The organism is Streptomyces sp. NBC_01006 (genome assembly GCF_045162725.1).
Taxonomy (GTDB): domain Bacteria; phylum Actinomycetota; class Actinomycetes; order Streptomycetales; family Streptomycetaceae; genus Streptomyces.
Genome location: NZ_CP108702.1, coordinates 112,075 through 132,400, shown reverse-complemented (window position 1 = coordinate 132,400; position 20,326 = coordinate 112,075). Strand labels below are relative to the sequence as shown.

General features: G+C 67.6%; 15 protein-coding genes. 8 read left to right on the top strand and 7 right to left on the bottom strand.

The genetic code is table 11. The features are described 5' to 3' along the window. Window positions 1-289: 289 nt before the first annotated feature. The gene (locus OG509_RS42780; protein ID WP_331740674.1) at window positions 290-673 is read right to left on the bottom strand and encodes a hypothetical protein; all 384 of its coding nucleotides are present in this window, start codon (window positions 671-673) and stop codon (window positions 290-292) included. A gap of 113 nt (window positions 674-786) precedes the next feature. Here OG509_RS42780 and OG509_RS42775 point away from each other — a divergent pair, with 113 nt between their 5' ends. Further along, entirely contained in the window at window positions 787-3,306 is a 2,520-nt protein-coding gene (locus tag OG509_RS42775; protein ID WP_331740677.1) for a Helicase associated domain protein, read from the top strand. Between the two features lie 17 nt (window positions 3,307-3,323). Here OG509_RS42775 and OG509_RS42770 read toward each other — a convergent pair whose 3' ends face one another. The 6 genes from OG509_RS42770 to OG509_RS42745 all read right to left on the bottom strand — a co-directional run bounded on the left by OG509_RS42770 (window position 3,324) and on the right by OG509_RS42745 (window position 8,771). Further along, window positions 3,324-4,103, bottom strand: coding sequence for a helix-turn-helix transcriptional regulator (locus OG509_RS42770; protein WP_331740680.1), 780 nt, complete (start codon window positions 4,101-4,103; stop codon window positions 3,324-3,326). 12 nt (window positions 4,104-4,115) lie between these two features. Next, window positions 4,116-4,400 (bottom strand): hypothetical protein, encoded by a 285-nt coding sequence (locus OG509_RS42765; protein WP_406187942.1) that lies wholly within the window; start codon window positions 4,398-4,400, stop codon window positions 4,116-4,118. Between the two features lie 737 nt (window positions 4,401-5,137). Beyond that, window positions 5,138-5,536, bottom strand: coding sequence for a hypothetical protein (locus tag OG509_RS42760; RefSeq protein ID WP_331740686.1), 399 nt, complete (start codon window positions 5,534-5,536; stop codon window positions 5,138-5,140). Between the two features lie 71 nt (window positions 5,537-5,607). Continuing rightward, entirely contained in the window at window positions 5,608-6,918 is a 1,311-nt protein-coding gene (locus tag OG509_RS42755) for a hypothetical protein (RefSeq protein WP_331740911.1), read from the bottom strand. A 24-nt stretch (window positions 6,919-6,942) separates the two neighbouring features. After that, window positions 6,943-8,349 carry a mobilization protein gene (locus OG509_RS42750; RefSeq protein WP_406187944.1) on the bottom strand — a complete coding sequence of 469 codons (1,407 nt, stop codon included), beginning with the start codon at window positions 8,347-8,349 and terminating at the stop codon, window positions 6,943-6,945. A 17-nt stretch (window positions 8,350-8,366) separates the two neighbouring features. Beyond that, complete coding sequence (locus OG509_RS42745; RefSeq protein WP_406187945.1) at window positions 8,367-8,771, bottom strand: hypothetical protein; 405 nt, start codon at window positions 8,769-8,771, stop codon at window positions 8,367-8,369. A gap of 1,031 nt (window positions 8,772-9,802) precedes the next feature. Between OG509_RS42745 and OG509_RS42740 the strand changes: the two genes are divergently transcribed. The 7 genes from OG509_RS42740 (at window position 9,803) to OG509_RS42710 (ending at window position 20,293) form a co-directional block, all read left to right on the top strand. Continuing rightward, the gene (locus OG509_RS42740; RefSeq protein ID WP_331740908.1) at window positions 9,803-10,051 is read left to right on the top strand and encodes a hypothetical protein; all 249 of its coding nucleotides are present in this window, start codon (window positions 9,803-9,805) and stop codon (window positions 10,049-10,051) included. Window positions 10,052-10,491: 440 nt separating this feature from the next. Continuing rightward, window positions 10,492-10,971, top strand: a complete 480-nt coding sequence (locus OG509_RS42735) for a hypothetical protein (RefSeq protein ID WP_331740907.1) — start codon at window positions 10,492-10,494, stop codon at window positions 10,969-10,971. Window positions 10,972-11,314: 343 nt separating this feature from the next. Continuing rightward, window positions 11,315-12,028 carry a hypothetical protein gene (locus OG509_RS42730; RefSeq protein WP_331740905.1) on the top strand — a complete coding sequence of 238 codons (714 nt, stop codon included), beginning with the start codon at window positions 11,315-11,317 and terminating at the stop codon, window positions 12,026-12,028. A 30-nt stretch (window positions 12,029-12,058) separates the two neighbouring features. Beyond that, the gene (locus tag OG509_RS42725) at window positions 12,059-13,396 is read left to right on the top strand and encodes a peptidoglycan-binding protein (RefSeq protein ID WP_331740904.1); all 1,338 of its coding nucleotides are present in this window, start codon (window positions 12,059-12,061) and stop codon (window positions 13,394-13,396) included. After that, window positions 13,393-14,100 carry an ABC transporter ATP-binding protein gene (locus OG509_RS42720; protein ID WP_331740903.1) on the top strand — a complete coding sequence of 236 codons (708 nt, stop codon included), beginning with the start codon at window positions 13,393-13,395 and terminating at the stop codon, window positions 14,098-14,100. Before OG509_RS42725 ends, OG509_RS42720 begins: the two co-directional genes overlap by 4 nt. Then, the gene (locus OG509_RS42715; protein WP_406187965.1) at window positions 14,097-15,356 is read left to right on the top strand and encodes an ABC transporter permease; all 1,260 of its coding nucleotides are present in this window, start codon (window positions 14,097-14,099) and stop codon (window positions 15,354-15,356) included. The genes OG509_RS42720 and OG509_RS42715 overlap by 4 nt, the downstream gene beginning before the upstream one ends. 542 nt (window positions 15,357-15,898) lie before the next feature. Further along, entirely contained in the window at window positions 15,899-20,293 is a 4,395-nt protein-coding gene (locus tag OG509_RS42710; protein ID WP_331740900.1) for a hypothetical protein, read from the top strand. The last annotated feature ends 33 nt before the right edge of the window (window positions 20,294-20,326 follow it).

Below are 20,326 nucleotides of genomic sequence, written 5' to 3'. Positions count from 1 at the left end.
CTGCGCGCCCCAGGAGAGAACCGCCTCGCTGCGCTGGCGGGGCTCGGCTTCGCCGAGCCAGGGCCGGCCCTTCGGGCCGCGTCCTGCGCTTCGCTTCGGACGGGTTCGTGATTCCGCTTCGCTTCATCACGAACGGGCCGCTGCGCGGCCTTGGATGACCCCGTTTCACGGGGTCTGGGCCTTCGGCCTGTTGGGCGGGTCCGCTCCGCTCCCCCGCCTGGGCCCCTCCGGCTCCGCCTCCAGGCCGGCCCGCTTCGCGGGCGCCAGCAGCAGGGAGAGGCTGGGCTTGCTATCGGACCCAGTATCCGCCGCAGTTGGCTTCGCACTCGCAGGGTAGGGGTTCCACGTCCGGTGCCAGGATCAGCGGGCCCAGTCTGCGGACCAGTTCCTCGTCGTCCAGATGGCCTCCGAACCGGTCCCAGGAGGCGATGAACCGTCCGGGTGTGAGTCCGAGGTCGAAGACCGTTGTGAACGTCGAGATCATGCAGAAGGCGACCGCTCCGTCACGGTCGACCGGATCGCTGATGCGGGTCTCCAGGTAGCCTCTCAGCCAGGTGAGCATCTCCAGCGTGGACGCTCCTCCGATCGCCTTCCGGCGCAGTGCCTGCTCGATCTCCCGCTGCTCGGCTCCGTAGCCCATGCCCACCCCGTTCGGCGAGATGATCCCGCTCACGGCAGGACCTCGTTCCGGTACAGTCGTCTGTGTGCATCATCTTGAGATGCACTGTGCAGGATCCCGAGAACCTGACCACTGCCTCCCCGGGCATCTTTCCCACGGAGTGAAGAATGCAGAAGAGCGGTGAAATTACTCTGCGGCCTCACCAGGAAGAGGCTGTCGAAGCGATCGTCCGGGGTCTCGATATTCCGCCGGGAAAGCGTATCCCCAAAACCGGGCTGCGGGCAACGGTGGTGGCAGCGTGCGGGACCGGGAAGACGTTCATCGCTGCTGCGGCCGCGCTGCGCCTCGCCCGGGGCGGGCGGGTTCTTGTGCTGCTGCCGACGCTGGACCTGCTGACCCAGACCGCGCGGGAGTGGCGTACGGCCGGCCACGACGGGCCCGCGGTCGCGGTGTGTTCGCTGGAGGACAACGCCGAGCTGTACGGGCTCCAGGTGCGCACGACGACGTCGGCGCCGCAGCTCGGACTGTGGCACGGCCGGGGCCCGGTGACGGTGTACGCCACGTACGCCTCCCTGCCCGTGATCGCCGAGGCGCACCGCGGGGAGTACGGGCTGCAGATGGAGGCCTTCGACCTGGTGGTCGTGGACGAGGCGCACCGTACGAGCGGGTCGGCGGGGAAGGCCTGGGCGGATGTGCACCGCCAGGAGGTGATCCCCGCGCGGCGCCGGCTCTACATGACGGCCACTCCCCGCATCTGGGCCGAACGCCCGCCCCGGACGCGGGCGCAGGAGCTGGAGCAGGCGGCCGAGCGGCGGCGGGAAGAGGCCGAGCGGCGGCAGAAGGCGGAGGACGAGGGGCGCAGGTATGTGCCGCGGTCGCGGTGGGACCGGCTCCCGAAGGACATGGCCTGCTCCATGGACGACCCGAAGGTCTTCGGGCCGGTGGTCTACGAGCTGTCGCTCGCCGACGCGATCGCCCGCGGGCTCCTGGCGCGCTATCAGGTCGTGGTCGCCGAGCTGGTCGACCCCGTCGTGACCCCGGCCCGGCTCTACAGCGAGGAACGGTGGGAGGAGGAGCTGCGCGGGCAGCGGCTCGCGGCCGTGCAGACCACGCTGCTGGAGACGATGGCCGAGCACGACCTGAAGACGACGATCACCTTCCACCACCGCACCGTGGAGGCGCAGGCCTTCGCCGAGGGCCTGGAGCGGGTGGCCAGCCGGCTGCACGCCGTGGATCCGGTCCGGCATCCGGCGAAGGTGTGGACGGGGTGGCTGCGCGGGGAGCACGAGGCGGAGCACCGGGCCGGCGTGCTCGCCGACTTCGGCCGCCGCGCCGGGCGCGCCGTGCTCGCGAATTGTCGGGTTCTCGGGGAAGGCGTGGATATCAGGGCGGTGGACTCGGTGGCTCTGATCGACCCCAAGGGATCGGCCGTCGACATTGTCCAGGCCATCGGGCGGGCTCTGCGGCAGAAGCCCGGGGAGGGGAAGATGGCGACGCTGATTGTTCCGGTCTTTTTGCGGGAGGATGAGAATCCCGAGGACATTCTCACGTCGAAATCGTATGGCCCCCTTATTCGGGTTTTGAATGGGCTGCGGGCGCATGATGAACGTGCCGTGGAGATGCTCGCAATTCCCCAGGAGAACCAGAAGCGCATCGTTCAGCCGTCGCCGTTGGTCGGGAAGGCGCCCGAGGAGGGTGAGGAGGAGAACCGGCTGCTGCTCCGGTTCGCGGCACCCCGCGATCCGGCGCTGATCGCGAAGTGGATCTCGTACCAGGTGTTCAACACCGAGCGGCAGGACTGGCGTCGGGGCGTGGAGGCCGCGTTCCGGTACCGGGAGCGCGAGGGGGACCTCCAGGTGCCCTACGAGCACACCGAGGGCCCCTACCCGCTGGGGAGGTGGCTCTCCGACCAGCGCAGGGCGTTCCGCGCCGGGACCATGACCGGGGAGCGGGCCGCCGAGCTGGAGGAGCTCGGGATCGTCTGGGACACCGCCGACGCCGCCTTCGAGGAGAACCTCGCCGCCGCGCGGGCGTACCACCGGCTGCACGGCACCCTGGCCGCCCCGCGGGGCGCGGCAATCCTCGACGTCCAGATCGGGCAGTGGCTGACGAACGTGCGTCGGCCCGGCGGGCTCGGGAAGGACCCCGTACGCGCCGGACGCCGGGCGGCGGCGCTGGCCGCGATCGATCCGGACTGGAACCCCGCCGTACGCGGGTGGACGGTCGACTGGCAGCGGCACTACGCCTACCTCGCCCAGCTCCTGGCCGAAGGCGCCCGCCCGGCCTCCGTCACCCCGGGAGTGACCCGGCACGGCGAGGACATCGGCCGGTGGCTGGCCACCCAACGACGTGACTGGGCCCGGCTCAACACCGAGCAGCAGAAACGGCTCGGTGCGCTCGGTATCACCCCGGCCCGCGTCGTACGGGCACCCACGGCGGCCGCGACGGCGGGTACGACGCCCGCGTCCGGGCGCGGCGGCGAGGCGTTCCAGAAGGGCGTGCAGGCCCTCGCGCGGTACGTCTCCACGGAAGGCCGGCTGCCGGGGCGGGGTGCGGTGCAGGCCATGCCCGACGGGACGGTCCACCGGGTCGGGATCTGGTACGCGAACGCCAAGTCCCGCCGCGAACGGCTCACCCCGGCCCAGCTCGCCGCGCTCGCCGACCTCGGCATCGACTGGGCGCGGTAGACCGGGGTGAGGGTTGGTCAGGCCGCCCGGGAGTGCGACTTTCGGGGGCCGTCACGGCCTACTCGCATCGGCTCGGCGGTGAGCTGCCGCAGAATCTCCTCCGCCCCTCGGCTGGCTCTGGGGATGGGGCTCGGGTCGGCCATACGGAGGGCGGCGCCCAGGTGGCGGTCCCTGATGTCGGAGGTGCCGGCCGCGAAGAGCCGTACGGCCTCCAGATCGGACAGTGCGCGCCAGGGGTCGGTGGGGTGTGCCGTGAGTCGGTCGTAGGTGTCGGCCAGGCGCCGTACCACGCCCGGCACGACGTCGAGGGCGCTCAGGAAGGCGGCGCACTGCTGGCGGCTGGCCGGCAGTGCCTGCCTGGCGACGATCCGCGCGGCCGAGCTGACCGGCAGCAGGTGCGCGCCTCCCGCCCGTGCCTGGAGCCGGCGCAGCGAGGGCGCGCCGGCCTTCTCGTAGAAGTACTCCAGTGCTTCGCTGAGCTGTCCGGCCGTGGTGATCAGCTCGGGCGCAGGGGGGCGGCGCAGGTTCTTCAGGCGGCCGCGTTCGGCTGCCCGGGCGGACCTCCACAGCTCCACGATCCCGCCCTGCGGCTCACCGCCGCAGGCCGCGGTGAGCGTCGTCCAGGACGGGACCGTGCGGCCCGAGGAGGCCCGCTTGAGCGTCGCCGCCGACAGCCCGGTCCGGGCAGCGAGTTCGTCGTAGGTCAGCCCGGACTGCGCCCGCAGCTGCCGCAGCGCCGCGGCCAGCTCGCCGCGCGCCCGGACCGTGTAGTCGACGGGGAGTTCACGACGTCCCATGACCCGCCCCCCCTACCGGCCGGCCTGAAGAGCGGCCCGGACCGCCGCCGCGAGCACGCCGCGACTGCCCGGCATCACCGCGATGATCAAGGCCGCGCCGATCCCGCCCGCACCGCCCAGCAGCCGGAAGACGTCGCCCATCGGCATCCCCCGCAGGCTCAGCACCACCGCCGGGACGAACACCACCGCCAACACCACGCTGATCACGACCGCCTGCGGCATCGTCAGACCGGGCGTCCGGTGCTGCACTCCGGGCTGCCGTCCGTCCGAGCGGGCAGGCTCCTGCCTTACTCCCATGACACGTCCTTGTCCGGGACGCCGGGCAAGGCGCCCCTGAAGTAGTCGAGGGACGGGAGGGCGCGGGACAGCGCCCTCCCGTCATCGGTGACTCCGCGCCAAGTGGCGCTCCCGCAGGGGCGATTGGCGTCGCTTTTCCCGGGGGTCACAAGCATGACAGAACGTGACCGGCACACGAAGCCCGGTTCTCCCACCGAGGATCCCAAAAGGCGGGAATGTCCGCTGATTCGTTCATCGGTGTACCTGACCCAGTGCCACTTGATGACGGATCGTCAGTAGGTGCTCTGACCTGCGTAAACGCTTCCAATCGACACCGGCCCCCGTGGCCGCCCCCCACGCCGGGGGCCGGTTGACCCCCGAGCAACGCCCGTGCAGGGCGGCTCCCTACCCCATTCGTCCACGCGCGTCCAAGCGGAAGTTGTCTTCGTGTAGTCAAAGAGGGCACGGTGGGCATCACAACGTCGGGAAACCGGCGGACCCCTGAAGTAGGTGACTCCGCAGCAGGGACAAAGAGAGCACCGCGTTGGCGCGCGAGTGCCTCACACCAGGGCCGGCCCCCACACCCGGGGACCGGCCCTGACCCGTTTCCCACCCCCACCCCCACACCACCCGAACCGTGAACCGGTCCACGGACCAGCAGGGCCACGACCAGGCGGAGCAACCGGCCCACCAGCCCCCTTCGATCCCGCCGCCCCTCGCATCACGGGGACTGACGGGACTGAAATCCGCGATTGCGTTCACGGACGCGGGTAGCCGTGGCCGACGGGCGGATACTCCCGACCCGGGCGTACGGCGACGCCGTGAAGCACGATCCGCTCGAACTCCGAGAGCCCACCCGCTCCCCCGGCGGCCACGGCAACAGCAGCGATCGCCTTCAGCAGCCGCGCCGACCTCTCACGGTCCGCCCGCTCCCGCACCGAAAGCCGACGCGGCGCGGTATCCCGCGACGGTGGAGAGGGCCGCGGAACGTACAGGGCGCCCGCCCGCCACGCGCCGGCCAGCACCACGAGCACGGCCGACGAGCCCAACACCAAGCCCACCGCCCCGTACCCGACCCGGCCGGCCCACCACCCGCACACCGCCAGCACCGCCCCGGCCAGCACGCTGCCGGTGACACGGCGCTGCCTCCCGCTCATCACCACCGGCCACCCCCATGCAGCTGACGCGGCCACCCTCTCACCCCCCTCGCTCGACACCGGACCGCCCATCACCGCCGTGGTCCCGACCCCTTCGCGGGCGCGGCCGCCTGCCGGTACGCGGGCCGGGCCGCCTCCGCGGGCGCCGCCCGGCCGGGAGCCGCGCCCGCGGGGGTGGTGGTCGAGCGGGAGCGGGCCGCCGTGGCGGAGACGCGGGGGCCGTCGGGAACCGGGCCGCCGGGCGGGGTGGTCAGGGCGCGCAGGACCTGGCCGACCATGCGGCCCGCGAACTCGCCGGGCGGGCCCTGCTCCCAGGCGGGGTCGTCCCCCAGCCCGGCCTTCAACCGGGCGCGCAGGCCCGCCTCGCCTTCCGGGCCGCGAGCGACGCCCGCCATGCGGGCCGCGAGCAGCGGCCACGCCCGGGTGGCCACCAGCAAGGCCGTCTCCCGCTCGGAGCCGACATAGTCCTTGACGATGCCCACCAGCCGGCTGTTGGCCGCCGCACCGACGCCCATCTGTTCCAGGGCGGCGGCCCGATCGGACAGGTCCAGGTCGTTCGGGACCTTCAGACCTTCGGTCAACGGCCCCCACATCGCGCGGGCATCCGCACTCACCACCACCGGCTCCGGAGCAGGACCAGGAGCAGCAGGAGCGGGAGCGGGAGCGGCGGCGGCCGGGGCGGCGGCGGCCGCGTACGGGTCGGGGGCGGGGGCGGGCCGCGCGGCGGGAACCCCGGCGGCCGGTCCGGCGGCCGGTCCGGCGGCGCCGGGCTGCGCCAGGAGGGCGGCCACCGCGCGGTCGACGCCGACGCCCTGGCCGTGCGCGGCGGTCAGGAACCCGGCGACATCGACACCGCGCTGATCGAGGAGGGCCATCTTGGCGGCCATGTCCGGCCAGGCCGGGGAGGACAGGATCGCGTCGCGCACCAGGCCCTCGGGCATCGTGGCCTTGAGCAGGTCGGCCCACCGGTCGGTGCCCGCCGCGGTGATGCGGGTCTGGTTGGCCTGAACCGCCTGGTAGACGGTCTTGGCCACCTGGCCGAGCTGGGGCAGGAACGTGGTCAGGTCGACGCCCGCCTTCTGCAGCAGCACCATCTGCCCAGCCATCACCGGCCAGTCCGCACCCGACATCAGGCCGGCCAGCACTTGGTCGTCGAGGAGCGGGCGCAGTGCGTCGGCGGCCCAGCCCGGGGCAAGTTTCTCCTCCGGCCCGGCGAGTTCCTCCTCCTGGCCCTGGCGCTGTTTCTGGGCGGCGCGGCGGACCGCGTCGGAGATCGTCATCATCAGCCGGAAGGCCGCCGCCGCGGTCTGGGCGGCTTCGGCCATCGACTCGGCGAACGGATCAACAGCGGCAGGATCCGGGGCGGCGGCGGGGGTGGACACGTCGGGGCTCTCCTCGCGGGCGGGTCAGCGGGACTTGCCCGGACCGGTATGGGGCGGGCCGGGTGCACGGGGCGGCACACCGCTAACGGCACCAGGCGTCATCGGGCCACGGCCCGCCGCCGGTGACGTGCGCGCGGTACGGACCGGGCCCGTACGGGAGGGCGGTGCGCCGGCCACGGCGGCCGCCTCGCGCAGCAGCCGTCCGGCCTCGGAGGCGGCCTTCGCCTGCGCGCGATGGGCCTGCGCCTCGTGCCACAGGCGGGAGGCCTCCACCGCCTCCACCAGCGCCACCAACAAGGTGAGGACCACGATCGCGCCGCCGCCCCGAGCCGCACGCGGGGCCCGCTCCAACGCGCGCGCCGACGCCCGCCAACCCGCCCGCGCCCTACCCTCCAACGACCGTTCACCCGGCGCCCGCCCGGCCTGCTCGAAGGCCTCCGCAGCCGCGACGATCCGCTCCCGAACCGCGACGGGGGCATGGGCAGCGGCAGCCACCAGGAGGTCGCCGAGCGCGGCCACATCACCCGCACCCTCCGCCCGCCCGGAACGCGACAACTCGGCCGCCGCCTCGCGCACCAGACGCTCCGCCACCGCCCAGTCCACCGGCCCGAGGGCGGGCTCGAAGCGCTCCCGTACCCGGGGCAGGGACAAGTCGTACGCGAGGGAGCTCCCGGAGAACCAGACCGGCCGGCTCCCGGCGTCGGCGCGGTCGCCGGGAAGGGCTACCGCGTACCCGACAAGGGTGCCTTCGTCGTCGCGGCGCTCCCGTACGCGAAGACCCGCATCACGCAGCCGGTCCAGGAAGTCGGTGTCACCGGCGGCGAGCGCGGCCGCGGTCCGCACAGTGCACTGAAGGGACTGACGCGCGGTCTCCAGGAGGCCGCGCCGGTCCGCCTTCGCCAACTCCCCCGTCGACGGCCGACGCACCGCCGTGCGGTCCTGCGGCGACATCGCCGTCAACCCCCAGCGGGCCTCGAAAGCACGGGCAGCGGCGTGCATCGCGAGGATGTCACCGCGCAGGCGGGGCTGGCGTCCGTCGACGCGGGCGAGGGTCGCCACCAGGTGGATGTGATCCGGTGCGTGGCGCACCGCGACCCACCGACAGGCACGCTCATCCCCGTACGGGGCGATACCCGACGCGTCCGCCATCGCGGCCGCAACCTCTCCCCATTCGGCGTCGCTCAGGGTCCGGTCGCCGGGCGCGTTGCGGACCGAGACGTGCCACACATGCCGGGCCGGGCGCACCCCGCGCAACGCCTCCACAGGGGCGTCCAGGAGGTCCGCCAGCTCCCCCAGACCGATACGCTCCGGATGCCTCGCCGGGCACGGCACATCGGGGTCCCAGGCCGCCACGAGGTGGGGATCGGTGTGCTCGTCGCGCTTGCCCGGACCGAAGAGATACTCCAGCAACGTGTACGTGTCGTCGCCCATGTCGGGCTTCTTCGGCATCACGTGCGGGACCGGCGTTCCCGCATCACCGCCACCGTCGCCTCATCCACCCGCACCACCGCCGCACGCACCCGGTCCAAGACCCCCGAAGAAGCCCCAGCGGCCGCACCGCCAGCGTCGAGACCGTCGAGGGCGTCGAGGCGGACCGCGATCTCCCGCAGGCCGGCGCGCGCCATCACCAGCTCACGCAGGACATCCGCGCGGTCCGCGGAAACCGGCACCAGAACATGCTGCGCGACCGCCATCGCCTGCCGCCCCACCCACCCCGCCACCGACATCCCCTCCCGGCCCGCAGCCGTACGCACGACCGCCAACTCGGCCGCACTGAACGCCACGCCCACCCGCTCCGAACGCCGCTCCCCCACCTCCCGCTCACGCCGCCGACCACCCACACCAGCCACCACGCCAGCCACCCCTAACTCGACCACCCGGCACCCCGGAAAAGAGCCCGCAGACCCGGAACAAAAACAAGATCAGTTAGCGCGTAATGTTCCATTCCGCACTAACTGGCTGCCACTTTTTAATGCCCGAAAAAATCCTCCCAGCCCACACACGAAACACACCCCGAAAACGCCACCAAGCAGCCCACAACCACCCCAACCAGCGACCCCCACCACCCCACAACCCCACCCCACCAGCCCGCACCCACCCACAACACCCACCACCCCCACCCACACCAACCCACCACCACCCACCCCCCAACCCCCACCAGACACACGGCGACTCCGCCCTTCTGGACACGTGCCCCTCGTGTTCGGAAGCGCCAAGACATACCGGCGGACCAAGATTACCGGAAGTGCTCCGCTAATGCCCCATCGTGAGGTATTGAATAGATTCAGCATGACACGTCGGAGCGATTCAAGCCCGAACCCCGCAACAAGGAGAGACCTTCCGAAGTTTTCCCATTTCATGAAACGGATTATTTCTGCGACTCTCCTTGCTATTGCGCCGCTCACTGCGGCATCCGTCCTGGCGGCGGCGACCCCGGGTTCCGCTTCAACGGCGGTGACCGCGTGGAACAGCTGCGGTTATCAGCCAACCACCAACCTCAAGCTCCGCACTGGGCCGACGAAGAACCACACGTCCATCGGCATCCTGACGCCGTGACTCCGTCCAGATCCTGCGGGAGATGAACGGCTTCTACGAGGTCGAGCTCGACGGCGACTCGGAGACCGGACTCAGGTGGGGGACGAAGGGGGTGGATCACCAAGCACGTGAACCCCCACACGTGCATGACGCTCGACGAACGAGATCCTGCATGGCTGGCTGTGCCACGCCAGAGATTGATACCTGGTCATGTCCGTGCGGTGTGGAACGGCGCTCAGAGACCGGAAGACCCCTGGACTGTGGGCCTGGAGCCCGTCCCCTTGATGGGGCGATCCACTAATCGGCGCCCCCTTGATGCTCGCGGCATCGCGCATGGAGGCCTGTTCACATGGATACATTCGCGGACCGACTCGACGGCGGATGGAAGTGGTTGCAGGCCGCCAGTGAACAAGCGCAGGAGGGGCGCTGGGTCCGTGACGCCGTGGAACGGCAAGTCATCAAGGACGTCGGCGCCGCGACAAACCCTCTCCACGGCGGACGGTTGCCTCCGTTCACCGACGAGGTGGGCCAGTGCCAGCACGCCGGCAACACCGGGTCGAGGAATCCGGTCAAGCACCTGCTGGAGAGGACCGGGTGAAGTAGTCCACCCGCAGGGCATCGATGTTCCGAACCCCATTGGTAAGCAACGCCCCCACCTGCCAGACCAGTTCGCGTCGATCCCCTGGCGCAGCCAGCTTCATGTCGCGACACCGCAACAGGCGATATCGAATCGTTACAGTTCATTCCGTAGCGGATGTCCAATTTGTCTGAATTAAATGATGCTTTAATGATCCAGTCGCTGTGAAGCATGGGCTTCTGCCGATTGACCGTCGGCATGGGGAAGGCGACATCGAACACGCATCCAGGGGGCCCGGGCTAGATCTGGGATTTTTCAGGGGGGTTGGCTCGCGCACGTCCACCGCTTTGGCGGTTCGCCGTGCGCCGTGTCTGGCATTGATTTTTACTGTCGAACCACTTTGCACTGCCCACCAGATCGCACTCCAGCTCCCTCACGGATGCGCACGGAAAGGCACAGAAGTGAAGTACAGCATAAAGGCGAATTTCGCGGTTGCTGCAGCTGCCGCAGCCGCAGCAACGCTGGTCATGGCTCCGTCGGCACACGCCGAAGAACCCACGCAGTACAGAAACCACTTCAGCGAAGAGGTCTGCAAGGACCCGGGATACTCGGGCTTCAAGTTCACCCTCTGGTTCAATTCTGACTTCAAGGGATCTTACCGAAACATCGGCTACAACGTCTACGACTTCAGCGACGAGCATTACGGCGGAACGCCCGCCAAGCAGCCGCTGAGTTACTGCTGGTTCGGTGCGAGTAGCCCCTGGCCGGGCTCTGGTCAAGGCATCAAAAACAATGCCGCGTCAGCGGCAAATAGGCATGCCACTTACATGGCTGACGTGTACTACAACAGCGGCTACAAGGGTGCCGTTGACGATGTCGCCTGGACGCGCAACTTGAACTACACGAAGAACAATAACGCGTCGTTCGCTTGGCGTGTTTGACAGAGAAATGTGATCACGGCTGAGGGGGGCGACACACTTCCTCAGCAGGAGCCCCCCGAAATGCCTGCTAACCAAGACGGCTGCAGGCATTTCGGGGGGCCCGCGTTACACCTCTTGCCGCCAGCAGTGCAGTCAAGCACTCCTAGCAGTTCCGGAAAGGTAGACCCGCATGCACTCCTTCATCCCCTCCTCGACCAAAGCGGCTACGGCTCTCGCCCTTGGACTGCTCGCAACTGCTCTCGCCGGTTGCTCGTCACCAACGTCATCGCCCCAGACTGAAGCGCTACGCCCGGCTCCTACCCGAGCGTTCAACGATGCCGATCCCGCTACCTGGACACTGCCCATGGAGGCCTATCTTCCCTCTGACGACGACCGGAGCCAGGTGGCCAAGGCGAAGGCCATGCTTATCGGTGACTGTATGAAGAAGGCAGGATTCGGCAAGTGGCATGCAGCTCCTGAACTTCCGAAAGCCGGCCCCAAGACACTGACCGACTGGCGCTACGGCATCCATGATGGCGAGCTGGCGCAGCGACGTGGATACAAGCCTGACGAATCCGAGCAGGCGGCATACGAGGCGGCAGTCAATGAGGGGGCCGTCGACGGTACATCCGCAGAGGGCCCTGATGGCAAGGCGCTCCAAGTGTGTATCGGGGAAGCGCGCACCAAGCTCGGGGGAAGCCCGGCTGCGTACGGCGAGGAGGCACAGAAGCTGGGGAACGAGGCGTTCGTCCGGTCCAAGGAGGATCCGGCGGTTGTCGCTGCGTTTCAGGCTTGGTCTGCATGCATGAAGGAACAGGGCTATACCTACAAGCAGCCGTTGGACGCTAGCGATGATCAGCGGTTTCAGGGCCGGGACGTGACGCCGTTGGAGATATCGACGGCGACGGCGGACATCTCCTGCCGCAACCGCACGCATGTGGCGAAGATCTGGTGGGAGGCCGAAGTCAAGCTGCAGACAGCCTCTCTCGAAAAGAGCGCCGAGACGCTCAACAAGGCCCGCAAGGACCTCGACGCCTCGGTGAAGACCGTCGCCGACGTGCTTTCAGGTGAGAAGTAGGAGCGGCGGACTGTGAAGGAACCGACGGCCATGGCCGACATCCATGGGCCCAGTGAAGGACGGACGGGGCACAAGCGCACCGTGCCGCCGCGCGGCGGTCTGGTGCGTCGACGCCGGATTCTGATCGGCGTGGTCGCGGGAACTTTGACTCTGACGGGTGTCGGGGCATGGGCTGCGACGGTTCTGAGATCCCCAGCACAGGTCGCAGCAGAGACGGCGCCGCCCCCTGCTGACGTGTTGACAGCGCCGGTAGAAAAGAAGGTCCTGTCGGCATCGTTGGTGACCCGAGGCAAAGTCGCCGCGTCTCAGCGGGTGGACGTGCTGTCGGCTGGACTGAGTGGCCCGGACACGATCCGTGCCGTGGTGACCAAGGTCAAGGTGAGGCCAGGCGATGCGGTGAAACCAGGCACTGCACTGGTGGAAGTGGCGGGCCGCCCCGTGCTTGCCCTGAGCGGTGCACTCCCGGCCTATCGGAACCTGACGGGTGGGGCAGTCGGGCAAGATGTGGTGCAACTGCAGAAGGCCCTGTCTGCTATCGGCTACAGCCGCGGCACCGACCCCTCAGGGACTTTCGGGCCTGGCACGCAGCAGGCGGTCAAGTCGCTCTATGCTGCCGCCGGCTACACGGCTCCTTCCTCCGCCAACACCAAGACGGATGGGTCGGGCAAAGCGGGTGGTGAGAAGTCGGGCGACCCGCAGAATAGCGGTGCCAAGGCTGAGGGACCGATGGGTAAACCCTCAGGTACGCCTTCCACGGTGGTTCTGCCGGCATCCGAGATAGCTTTCATAGCGGACGGCCCTGTGCGGGTCGAGTCGGTCGAGGCGGTCGTCGGCGCGACGGCAGCCGAGAAGTTGATGACAATCAGCGCAGGAGAGCTAGTTATCGACGGTGCGCTTGAGAGCTTCCAGAAGGACCTGGTGCGCCCCGGGCAGAAAGTCGACATCTTGTCGGATAGGACCGGTGGGCAGGCCGTCGGCACGGTGGCTCTGGTGGGTCCTGCGCCGGCTCCTGTCGGTAAGGAGGCCACAGCGGTCGACGCGGCGCCTCGCTATCAGGTAAAGATCACCCCCGATGCGCCGCTGGCCGCCGAGTTCGCGGGCCAGGACGTCCGACTGACCATCAGGGCGGCTTCTACCGCAGGTGAGGTGCTGGCAGTCCCGACCGCCGCAGTCTCCTCCCAGGCAGATGGCCGCACCACTATCAGCGTCATCTCCAAGAGCGGAAAGCAGAACCGGATCGAGGTCCGTACGGGGATGAGCGGGGATGGCAAGGTGGAAATCACCCCCGTCTCCGGCACCCTGTCGCCTGGCGACCGCGTCGTCCTCGGCGTGGGGCGAGCACCGTCGGTCGGCGGTAGCCAGCCGTGATCCAGGACCAGACGCCGCCAGTGATCGAATTCCGCTCGGTCGCTCTGACTTACTCCGGACCCCCGCCCGTACCTGCCCTGCTTCCCTGCGACCTGACCGTACGACGGAGCGAGTACGTCACCGTAGTGGGACCTTCCGGATCGGGGAAGTCCACCTTCCTCAACATCGCCGGACTGCTGGACGCGCCTACCTCTGGCACCTACCTGCTGGACGGCATCGACACCACGAGCATCAAAGACAAGGAACGCACCGCCCTGCGCGGATCACGCATCGGCTTCGTCTTCCAGGCCTTCCACCTCTTGGCACACAGAAGCGCCGCGGAGAACGTCGAGCTCGCCATGATCTACCAGCGGGTTCGCCGCTCCCAGCGGCGGGCCCGCGCACACGCCGCGCTGACCCGGGTAGGACTCTCCCACCGCTTGGATGCCTTGCCGACCCGGCTTTCCGGCGGTGAACGCCAACGAGTGGCTATCGCGCGTGCTCTGGTCACCGAACCCTCCCTGCTGCTGTGCGACGAGCCCACCGGAAACCTCGACAGCACCACCGCCGAGTCCGTCCTGGAACTCCTGGACCAATTGCACCGTGACGGCGCCACAATCGTGGCCATCACCCACGACCCTCAGGTTGCCGCCCGCGGCCAGCGCACCGTGTCGATCCGCGACGGACTCCTCACCGACACAGCGGCCGAGAAGGTGACCGCATGACGGGACGACGTCGCTCCCCGAACTCACGCAAGCGCCGCACAAGGCAGCGCCACTCGGGCATATCGATGCGTGACCTGCTGAGTGAAGCCCTCGCGGGCGTACTCCAGCGCCCCGCCCGGTCAGCCCTCACCGGCCTCGGTACCGTCCTGGGGGTCGGTGCCTTCATCGCAGTCCTCGGCCTGACCGGCACCGCCGCCTCCCAAATCGACGCTCGTTTCAGCCAACTGACTGCGACTGAAGTGACCGTTCAGGACACTGGCGGAAGCGACAGCAGCCATGTCCCCCTGTCGTTCACACCTGACGCCGATACGCGAATCACAGCCTTGAACGGAGTCACAGCCGCCGGCGTCTTCTGGAAGGTACGCCTGCGCACGGACCAGAGCGTTCGCACCTCACTCCTCGGAAACGACGGCAGCGATGCCCGACCGCAAATCATGGCCGCATCCCCCGGAGCACTCCAGGCTGCAGGACCCCACCTCGCACAGGGGAAGCCATTCGACACCTTCCACGACCGCGAACGGCAACAGGTTGCAGTCATCGGTACAGGCATCGCGAAGCGGCTGGGCATCACTGATGTCGAGAGTCAGCCGGCCGTCTTCATAGGTACCACCCCGTTCACTGTCATCGGCATCCTCCAAGATGTCGACCGCAAACCCGACCTGCTGCTATCGGTCGTGGTCCCACGCTCCACAGCCGAACACATCTGGGGCCCACCCAGCGACGACCGAGCCAGCATGCTCATCGCCACCCGCCTCGGCGCCGCCAGCCAGATCGCCGACGAGGCAGCCGTCGCCCTGCGCCCGGACCACCCTGAATACTTCAAGGCCCTGCCACCACCGGACCCCAAAACCTTGAGGGCTGGCGTCGGTGGAGACCTCAGTTCCCTCTTCCTCCTGCTAGCCGCCGTGTGCCTCGTCATTGGAGCCGTCGGCATCGCAAACACCACCCTGGTCGCCGTCATGGAACGAACCGGCGAGATAGGCCTGCGCCGAGCACTCGGCGCACGAGGGCGTCACATCACCTTGCAGTTCCTAGCCGAGTCCACCGCACTAGGACTCATTGGCGGACTCGTCGGCACATCAATCGGGACCGCCGTCGTCGTCGGAGTCTCCGCCGCCCGTCGATGGACTCCAGTGCTCGACCCCACGACACTTGCTGCAGCACCCGTTCTCGGACTCGCAACAGGCCTGCTAGCCGGCCTCTACCCCGCCTGGCGAGCCTCACGGATCCCACCGGCAGAGGCATTGCGTCGCTGAACAAGAACCGGACCGCAGTTCCGTCAGCTCCGGCATCTGGCATTCCGCTGCAAGGAACGAACGCGTACCGGGGCAGCTGTCCTACCACCAACGTCGCAATCTGCCCTGTCCGAGAGTCCGGGGGTCTGCCTGGGCGGTCCGTCCACGCATCCTGCTCCGGCACACGTATGCAACGTCTGCGTCGCCGCACCGGGCTGGCCCCCACCCCCACCGACCCACCTTGAATGGCTCGGTAATGACTAATCATCAGAGATCTTGTAGACCTAGGGTGGCTTTCCAGAGCAAGCTCACCACCCTTGAGTGTGGGCTCAACATGCGCTGAGGGCATGCTCGCTGGTCGGCCCATCAGTCGCGCCGAGGCTGGCACCTGGCAAGCCTCTCTGGCCCCGCGACACACCTGCTGTCCACCCCTTGCCCCGGCCTCGCCTTCGCGTGCCATGGGGCTTCCATCGAGATCAAGGAAGAGCGTGAATCTATCCATGGGACGCCTACGCGTCCCGGTGGTCATAGCCACGGCAACAGCCCTGGCCATACCGCTAAGCATGCCCGCACAAGCAGACGAGATGCAGCCGCCACGTGGCTCGGTCCAAGGGTGGAACGCCCAGCCGACAACATCCTCGTCCCAGCCGTCTGCGATCCCCGAGAGGGACCGTTCTAAGACCCTTGGCGCCGCGTACAAGTCGTCCAAGGACACCGCCTTCACTACCAGCGGCGACGGCAGCGGCTTCCACCTCCTCACCGCCGACGAGGCCAAGGGATACGGATGGAAGACTGCCGCCACGCTCCGCGAGGACGGTTTCGACGCCGACTCATGGATCGGCAACGCCTGCCTGACGGAATCCGGCAGGTACGCGGCCGTTGCCTACGCGCCCCGAACATTCACCAACAAGCCCGAACTGATGGTCCGCGGCGCCTTCGCCGCAGTAGTAGACCTCACCACGGGCAAGGTCTCGAAGCTCCCCTTCAGCACTTCGCTTGCATACTTCAGCCCTGGCTGCGGCAATGGCGAACAGGCCGTGTTCACTCAGCTAACCCACGACGGTGACAAGGAGCAGCAGACGCGGCTCCTAACCGTAGATGCACGCTCGGGTAAGGCAGCCGAGCCAGTCTCTCTTCCGGGACAGGTGACCTCGGCAATTCCTACGAACGGCGGAATCGTTGCTGCACACGGCAACAAGGTCGTCCGACTGAACGGCACACAGGAGACCGAGCTCGTCCGCACCACTACGGTGCCGTTCCAGCTGACGGCGGATGCCGACGGCGGCCTGACGTTCATCGAGCGTGATCTGGACAAGGGCACGTCGAAGAATCCGCAGGCCCGGGCACAGCACCTCACTGGCGCCGATGCGCGCGCCGGGCGGACCACTCCTGTCACGGTCGCATCGGGCAGTCTTGACGAGTGGGACCTCAGCAGTACCTCGTCGGGCCAGGTGTTCATTACTGGCAAGGCGAAGAGCAAAGCGAAGCTGCCCTCCCGCATCGCAAACCCCGGCAATTTGGCCAAGGGTGCGCGCATGTCCACCCTCGGCCACTCTGCGACATCCACGACGTGGGCTGATGGAAGAACGAGCCTGATTGCTGCGACGGACGCCGAGGCCGTCCGCGCTGCGCGGACCCGGCTTGATGTGGTGGCTACGAAGAAGTCGGTTTCTCTCGACGTCAAGCCTCAAGCCGTCGGCGACGGCGCGGTCACGGGCCGGGTTCCTTCCCCCGTCCTCGCTTCGCCCGCGAACCAGAAGAGTCCCGCCGATCCTTCGGCCAAGGGTGCTCAGGCCGCAGCTCTCGCTTCGCCGGATACCCCGAGTGAGGGGACAGACGAGCGATATTGCGCGGTCCCCCGCAATGATGCGAAGAAGCAGGCGTTCCAGCCCACTCCCCGGCAGGTGGAGTGGGCGGTGGACCAGGCTGTGGTCGGGAAGCTCGACTTCTACCGTGCAGCCGGCTGGAAGAACACTGGCATGGGCGGCTACCAGCCCCAGGGCCTGTTCCCCCCGAAGGTCCTCGATGGTGACCCCAACGGGAAGCTGGACACCGAAGACGGCGACAACGACAAGTGGCACATCCCTGCGGGGATCTTGCTCGGCATCACCGCGCAAGAGTCGAACATGTGGCAGGCCACACGGTTTGCGGTGCCCGGTGTGACGTCGAACAGCCTCATTGGCAACTACTACGGCGTGCAGTACACGGCCAGCGGCACGCAGGCCGACCCCTGGCGGATTAACTGGTCCGAGGCCGACTGCGGTTATGGCATTACTCAGGCCACTGACGGCATGCGCTTGGCGGGCAAGACCAAGGCGGGCGAGACGGCTCTGAGCACCCTCACCCAGGAGGCGGTGGCACTCGACTACACCGCGAACATCGCCTACGGTGCGCAGATCCTGTCCGACAAGTGGAACCAGACCAACCGCGCAGGGATGAAGGTCAACGACGGTCACCCGCGGTGGATCGAGAACTGGTTCTATGCCCTGTGGGCCTACAACTCCGGCTTCTACGAAACCGCGGATGACGCGGGGCACAAGGGCCTGGGCTGGACGAACAACCCTGCCAACCCCCTGTGGAAGGCGAACCGCACACCGTTCCTGGAGAACGCGGCCGGAGCCGACGACTACAGCCATGCAGCGCAGCCTCAGAACTGGCCGTACCCGGAGAAGGTAATCGGCTGGGCCGCCCGTCCGCTCTCTGCGATGTTCGCCCCGGGTGACTTCCAGGCTGGCTACAAGCCGTCCTGGTGGAACAACAACGCCTTCCGTACCACTGCGAAGCCGCCGATCGACCTGTTCTGCAACGCGACGAACTCCTGTAACCCGTCCAAGATCAGCAACAGCGACTCCAACGACCCCGGCATGGGGGCGTGCACGCTGGACACGGGCGACAAGTCGACCAACCCGCACTGGCTGCATTGCTGGTGGAACCAGTCCGCCAGCTGGAAGAAGTGCGTCACCACCGACGGCAGTCTCCCGCAGTGCGGCAGCCCGATCCACCGCTTCAACACCAGCTACCCGGAGCAGCCGGACGCCGCCTCCTACCCGCCCCGGTGTACCTCCGGCCTCCCCGCCGGCGCACTCATCGTCGACGACCTGCCGAACGGCACCGTTCCCGCCGGGTCAGACTCCAGAAGCTGCGGCCCGGTGAAATCGGACGGCTCATTCACATTCACCTACCAGCCCTGGACCGTGCGGGACCCGGAAGACGGCCTCAACGTCGTTACCTATCCCGGGAAGATGGACACCCATCAAATAGGCGCGGCCTATCAGAATCACTTCTGGTTCACCCACACTCGCTCTGCCGAAACCTTCCCGGCGCCCGGAGACCGCATGAAGGTCACCGGAACCTGGACCCTGGGGCGAAAGCTCACTGAATACGGCGGCCAGGCCAAGGTCTACGCACACATCCCGGACCACGGTGCACAGACCAGCGCCGCCAGCTACAAGATCGCAACCCAGTGGGGCACCCAAACCAAGACGATCTCTCAGAAGGACAATCAGTCCAACAAGTGGGTCGACCTCGGCGGCTACCGTTTCGGCAACGTCAATCCGCAGGTGACACTCGATAATTTCAACGGCGGCGACGGATCCGCTGACATAGCCTTCGACGCTATCGCATTCGTGCCTGGCGACTACTCCGGGATGCCCGGTATCCGCATTCCGGCAGAGGATCCCAACGTTCCGGATATCGATTTCGTGGGCACCCAGAAGGTGAAGGTAGCGGACCCGGCGGGCATGGCCGCCAGCAAGGTCGCCGCAGCCCCGTCAACTGATGCGTGCGGCAGCGCCGAAAAGGGCGTCACCTCCTGTGCGAAGTACACGCCGTCAAGCTCCATAGCAAATAAGACCATCTCGCCATTGCTGACCACACAGGCGGCACCGCCTCTCGTATCAGCTGCGGCGGTAAGCCCAGGCCCTGTCGGATGGTGCAAGAACGAGAGCAGGCCCGCCACGCTCACCCGGACGCAGGGATGTCTCCGAGGCTTGCTCCCGCTCGTGGCTGAGCGGAACGGCGTTCCGATCGGAGGGGCGACGATCCAGGCGATCCAGGAGATCAGCCTCGACCCCAAGTCTGAAACGTTCACCACATGGACTGAGCTCTCGCTAGTCAACATGACAGGCATCAGCTCGACGAGTCTCGTCTCATTCGACGAGAACTGCTGGCCGACGACGGGATGTGCCGAGAGCAAGGGAACCTGGACCGGAAGTACCACGTGGACCAGCGGCGACGCGCACACCGCCACACGGATGAACACCTACAAGTGGAACAAGACCGCCGGTGCGGAGGAAAAGCTCAACCTGGACTGGATCAGCAGCTGGACGACCCCGCAGGCCGCTGTCCAGGCCATTCCGAAGTGGAGCAACAGCGGGTTCGAAATCCGCTGTGACAACAAGGTCGGCGGCAGTGGCAGCAACGGCTGCGTGTTCCCCAAGCACACGCCCACACTGACGATGAGAACGCACAAATATCCTGCAGCGGCCGCATATTACTGGGTGATGATGGAGAAACTCTCAACTCACCCAGGAAGTGAAAAATACAAGAAGCCGCTGCATCGACTCGCGGACGAGTCCAAAGCCAAGGACAACCGGGATAAGATTTGCATGCTCGCGGTAGCCGAATGGAGACCCCATGCGGACGCGACCGGAACCAGCTGCGATGAGTACCCGTTCGCAAAATCTCGCGAAAGCGGAGGCCAGTCGCTCGCCTCTGGCAAGTTCTGCGTGCAGATGTACCAGGATAAGAACACTAACCTTCTGCAACTAGACAGCAACTATCCCAACCCGACGTGGAATGAAATTTGCGGGCGCGCTGCAGTGCCGGCAAGCCAGAATACGGCCGCTGGAGGTGACCTTGGACGGTTCACTAAAGATGTGCGACTCCTGGACAACGACGCATACTTCGTCGAGACCGGCTGGGAGGGCTGCGACATGAGCACTGTCTGCACGATCTAGTCGACCTACCAAGACGGCCCTCCCCGCATCATC

Bases quoted from the DNA above. Each gene is read 5' to 3' on its own strand.
- OG509_RS42775 (WP_331740677.1), top strand. From the start codon at position 787: ATGCAGAAGAGCGGTGAAATTACTCTGCGGCCTCACCAGGAAGAGGCT.
- OG509_RS42770 (WP_331740680.1), bottom strand. From the start codon at position 4,103: ATGGGACGTCGTGAACTCCCCGTCGACTACACGGTCCGGGCGCGCGGC.
- OG509_RS42765 (WP_406187942.1), bottom strand. From the start codon at position 4,400: ATGGGAGTAAGGCAGGAGCCTGCCCGCTCGGACGGACGGCAGCCCGGA.
- OG509_RS42760 (WP_331740686.1), bottom strand. From the start codon at position 5,536: ATGAGCGGGAGGCAGCGCCGTGTCACCGGCAGCGTGCTGGCCGGGGCG.
- OG509_RS42750 (WP_406187944.1), bottom strand. From the start codon at position 8,349: ATGGGCGACGACACGTACACGTTGCTGGAGTATCTCTTCGGTCCGGGC.
- OG509_RS42740 (WP_331740908.1), top strand. From the start codon at position 9,803: ATGGATACATTCGCGGACCGACTCGACGGCGGATGGAAGTGGTTGCAG.
- OG509_RS42730 (WP_331740905.1), top strand. From the start codon at position 11,315: ATGGAGGCCTATCTTCCCTCTGACGACGACCGGAGCCAGGTGGCCAAG.
- OG509_RS42725 (WP_331740904.1), top strand. From the start codon at position 12,059: ATGGCCGACATCCATGGGCCCAGTGAAGGACGGACGGGGCACAAGCGC.
- OG509_RS42715 (WP_406187965.1), top strand. From the start codon at position 14,097: ATGACGGGACGACGTCGCTCCCCGAACTCACGCAAGCGCCGCACAAGG.
- OG509_RS42710 (WP_331740900.1), top strand. From the start codon at position 15,899: ATGCCCGCACAAGCAGACGAGATGCAGCCGCCACGTGGCTCGGTCCAA.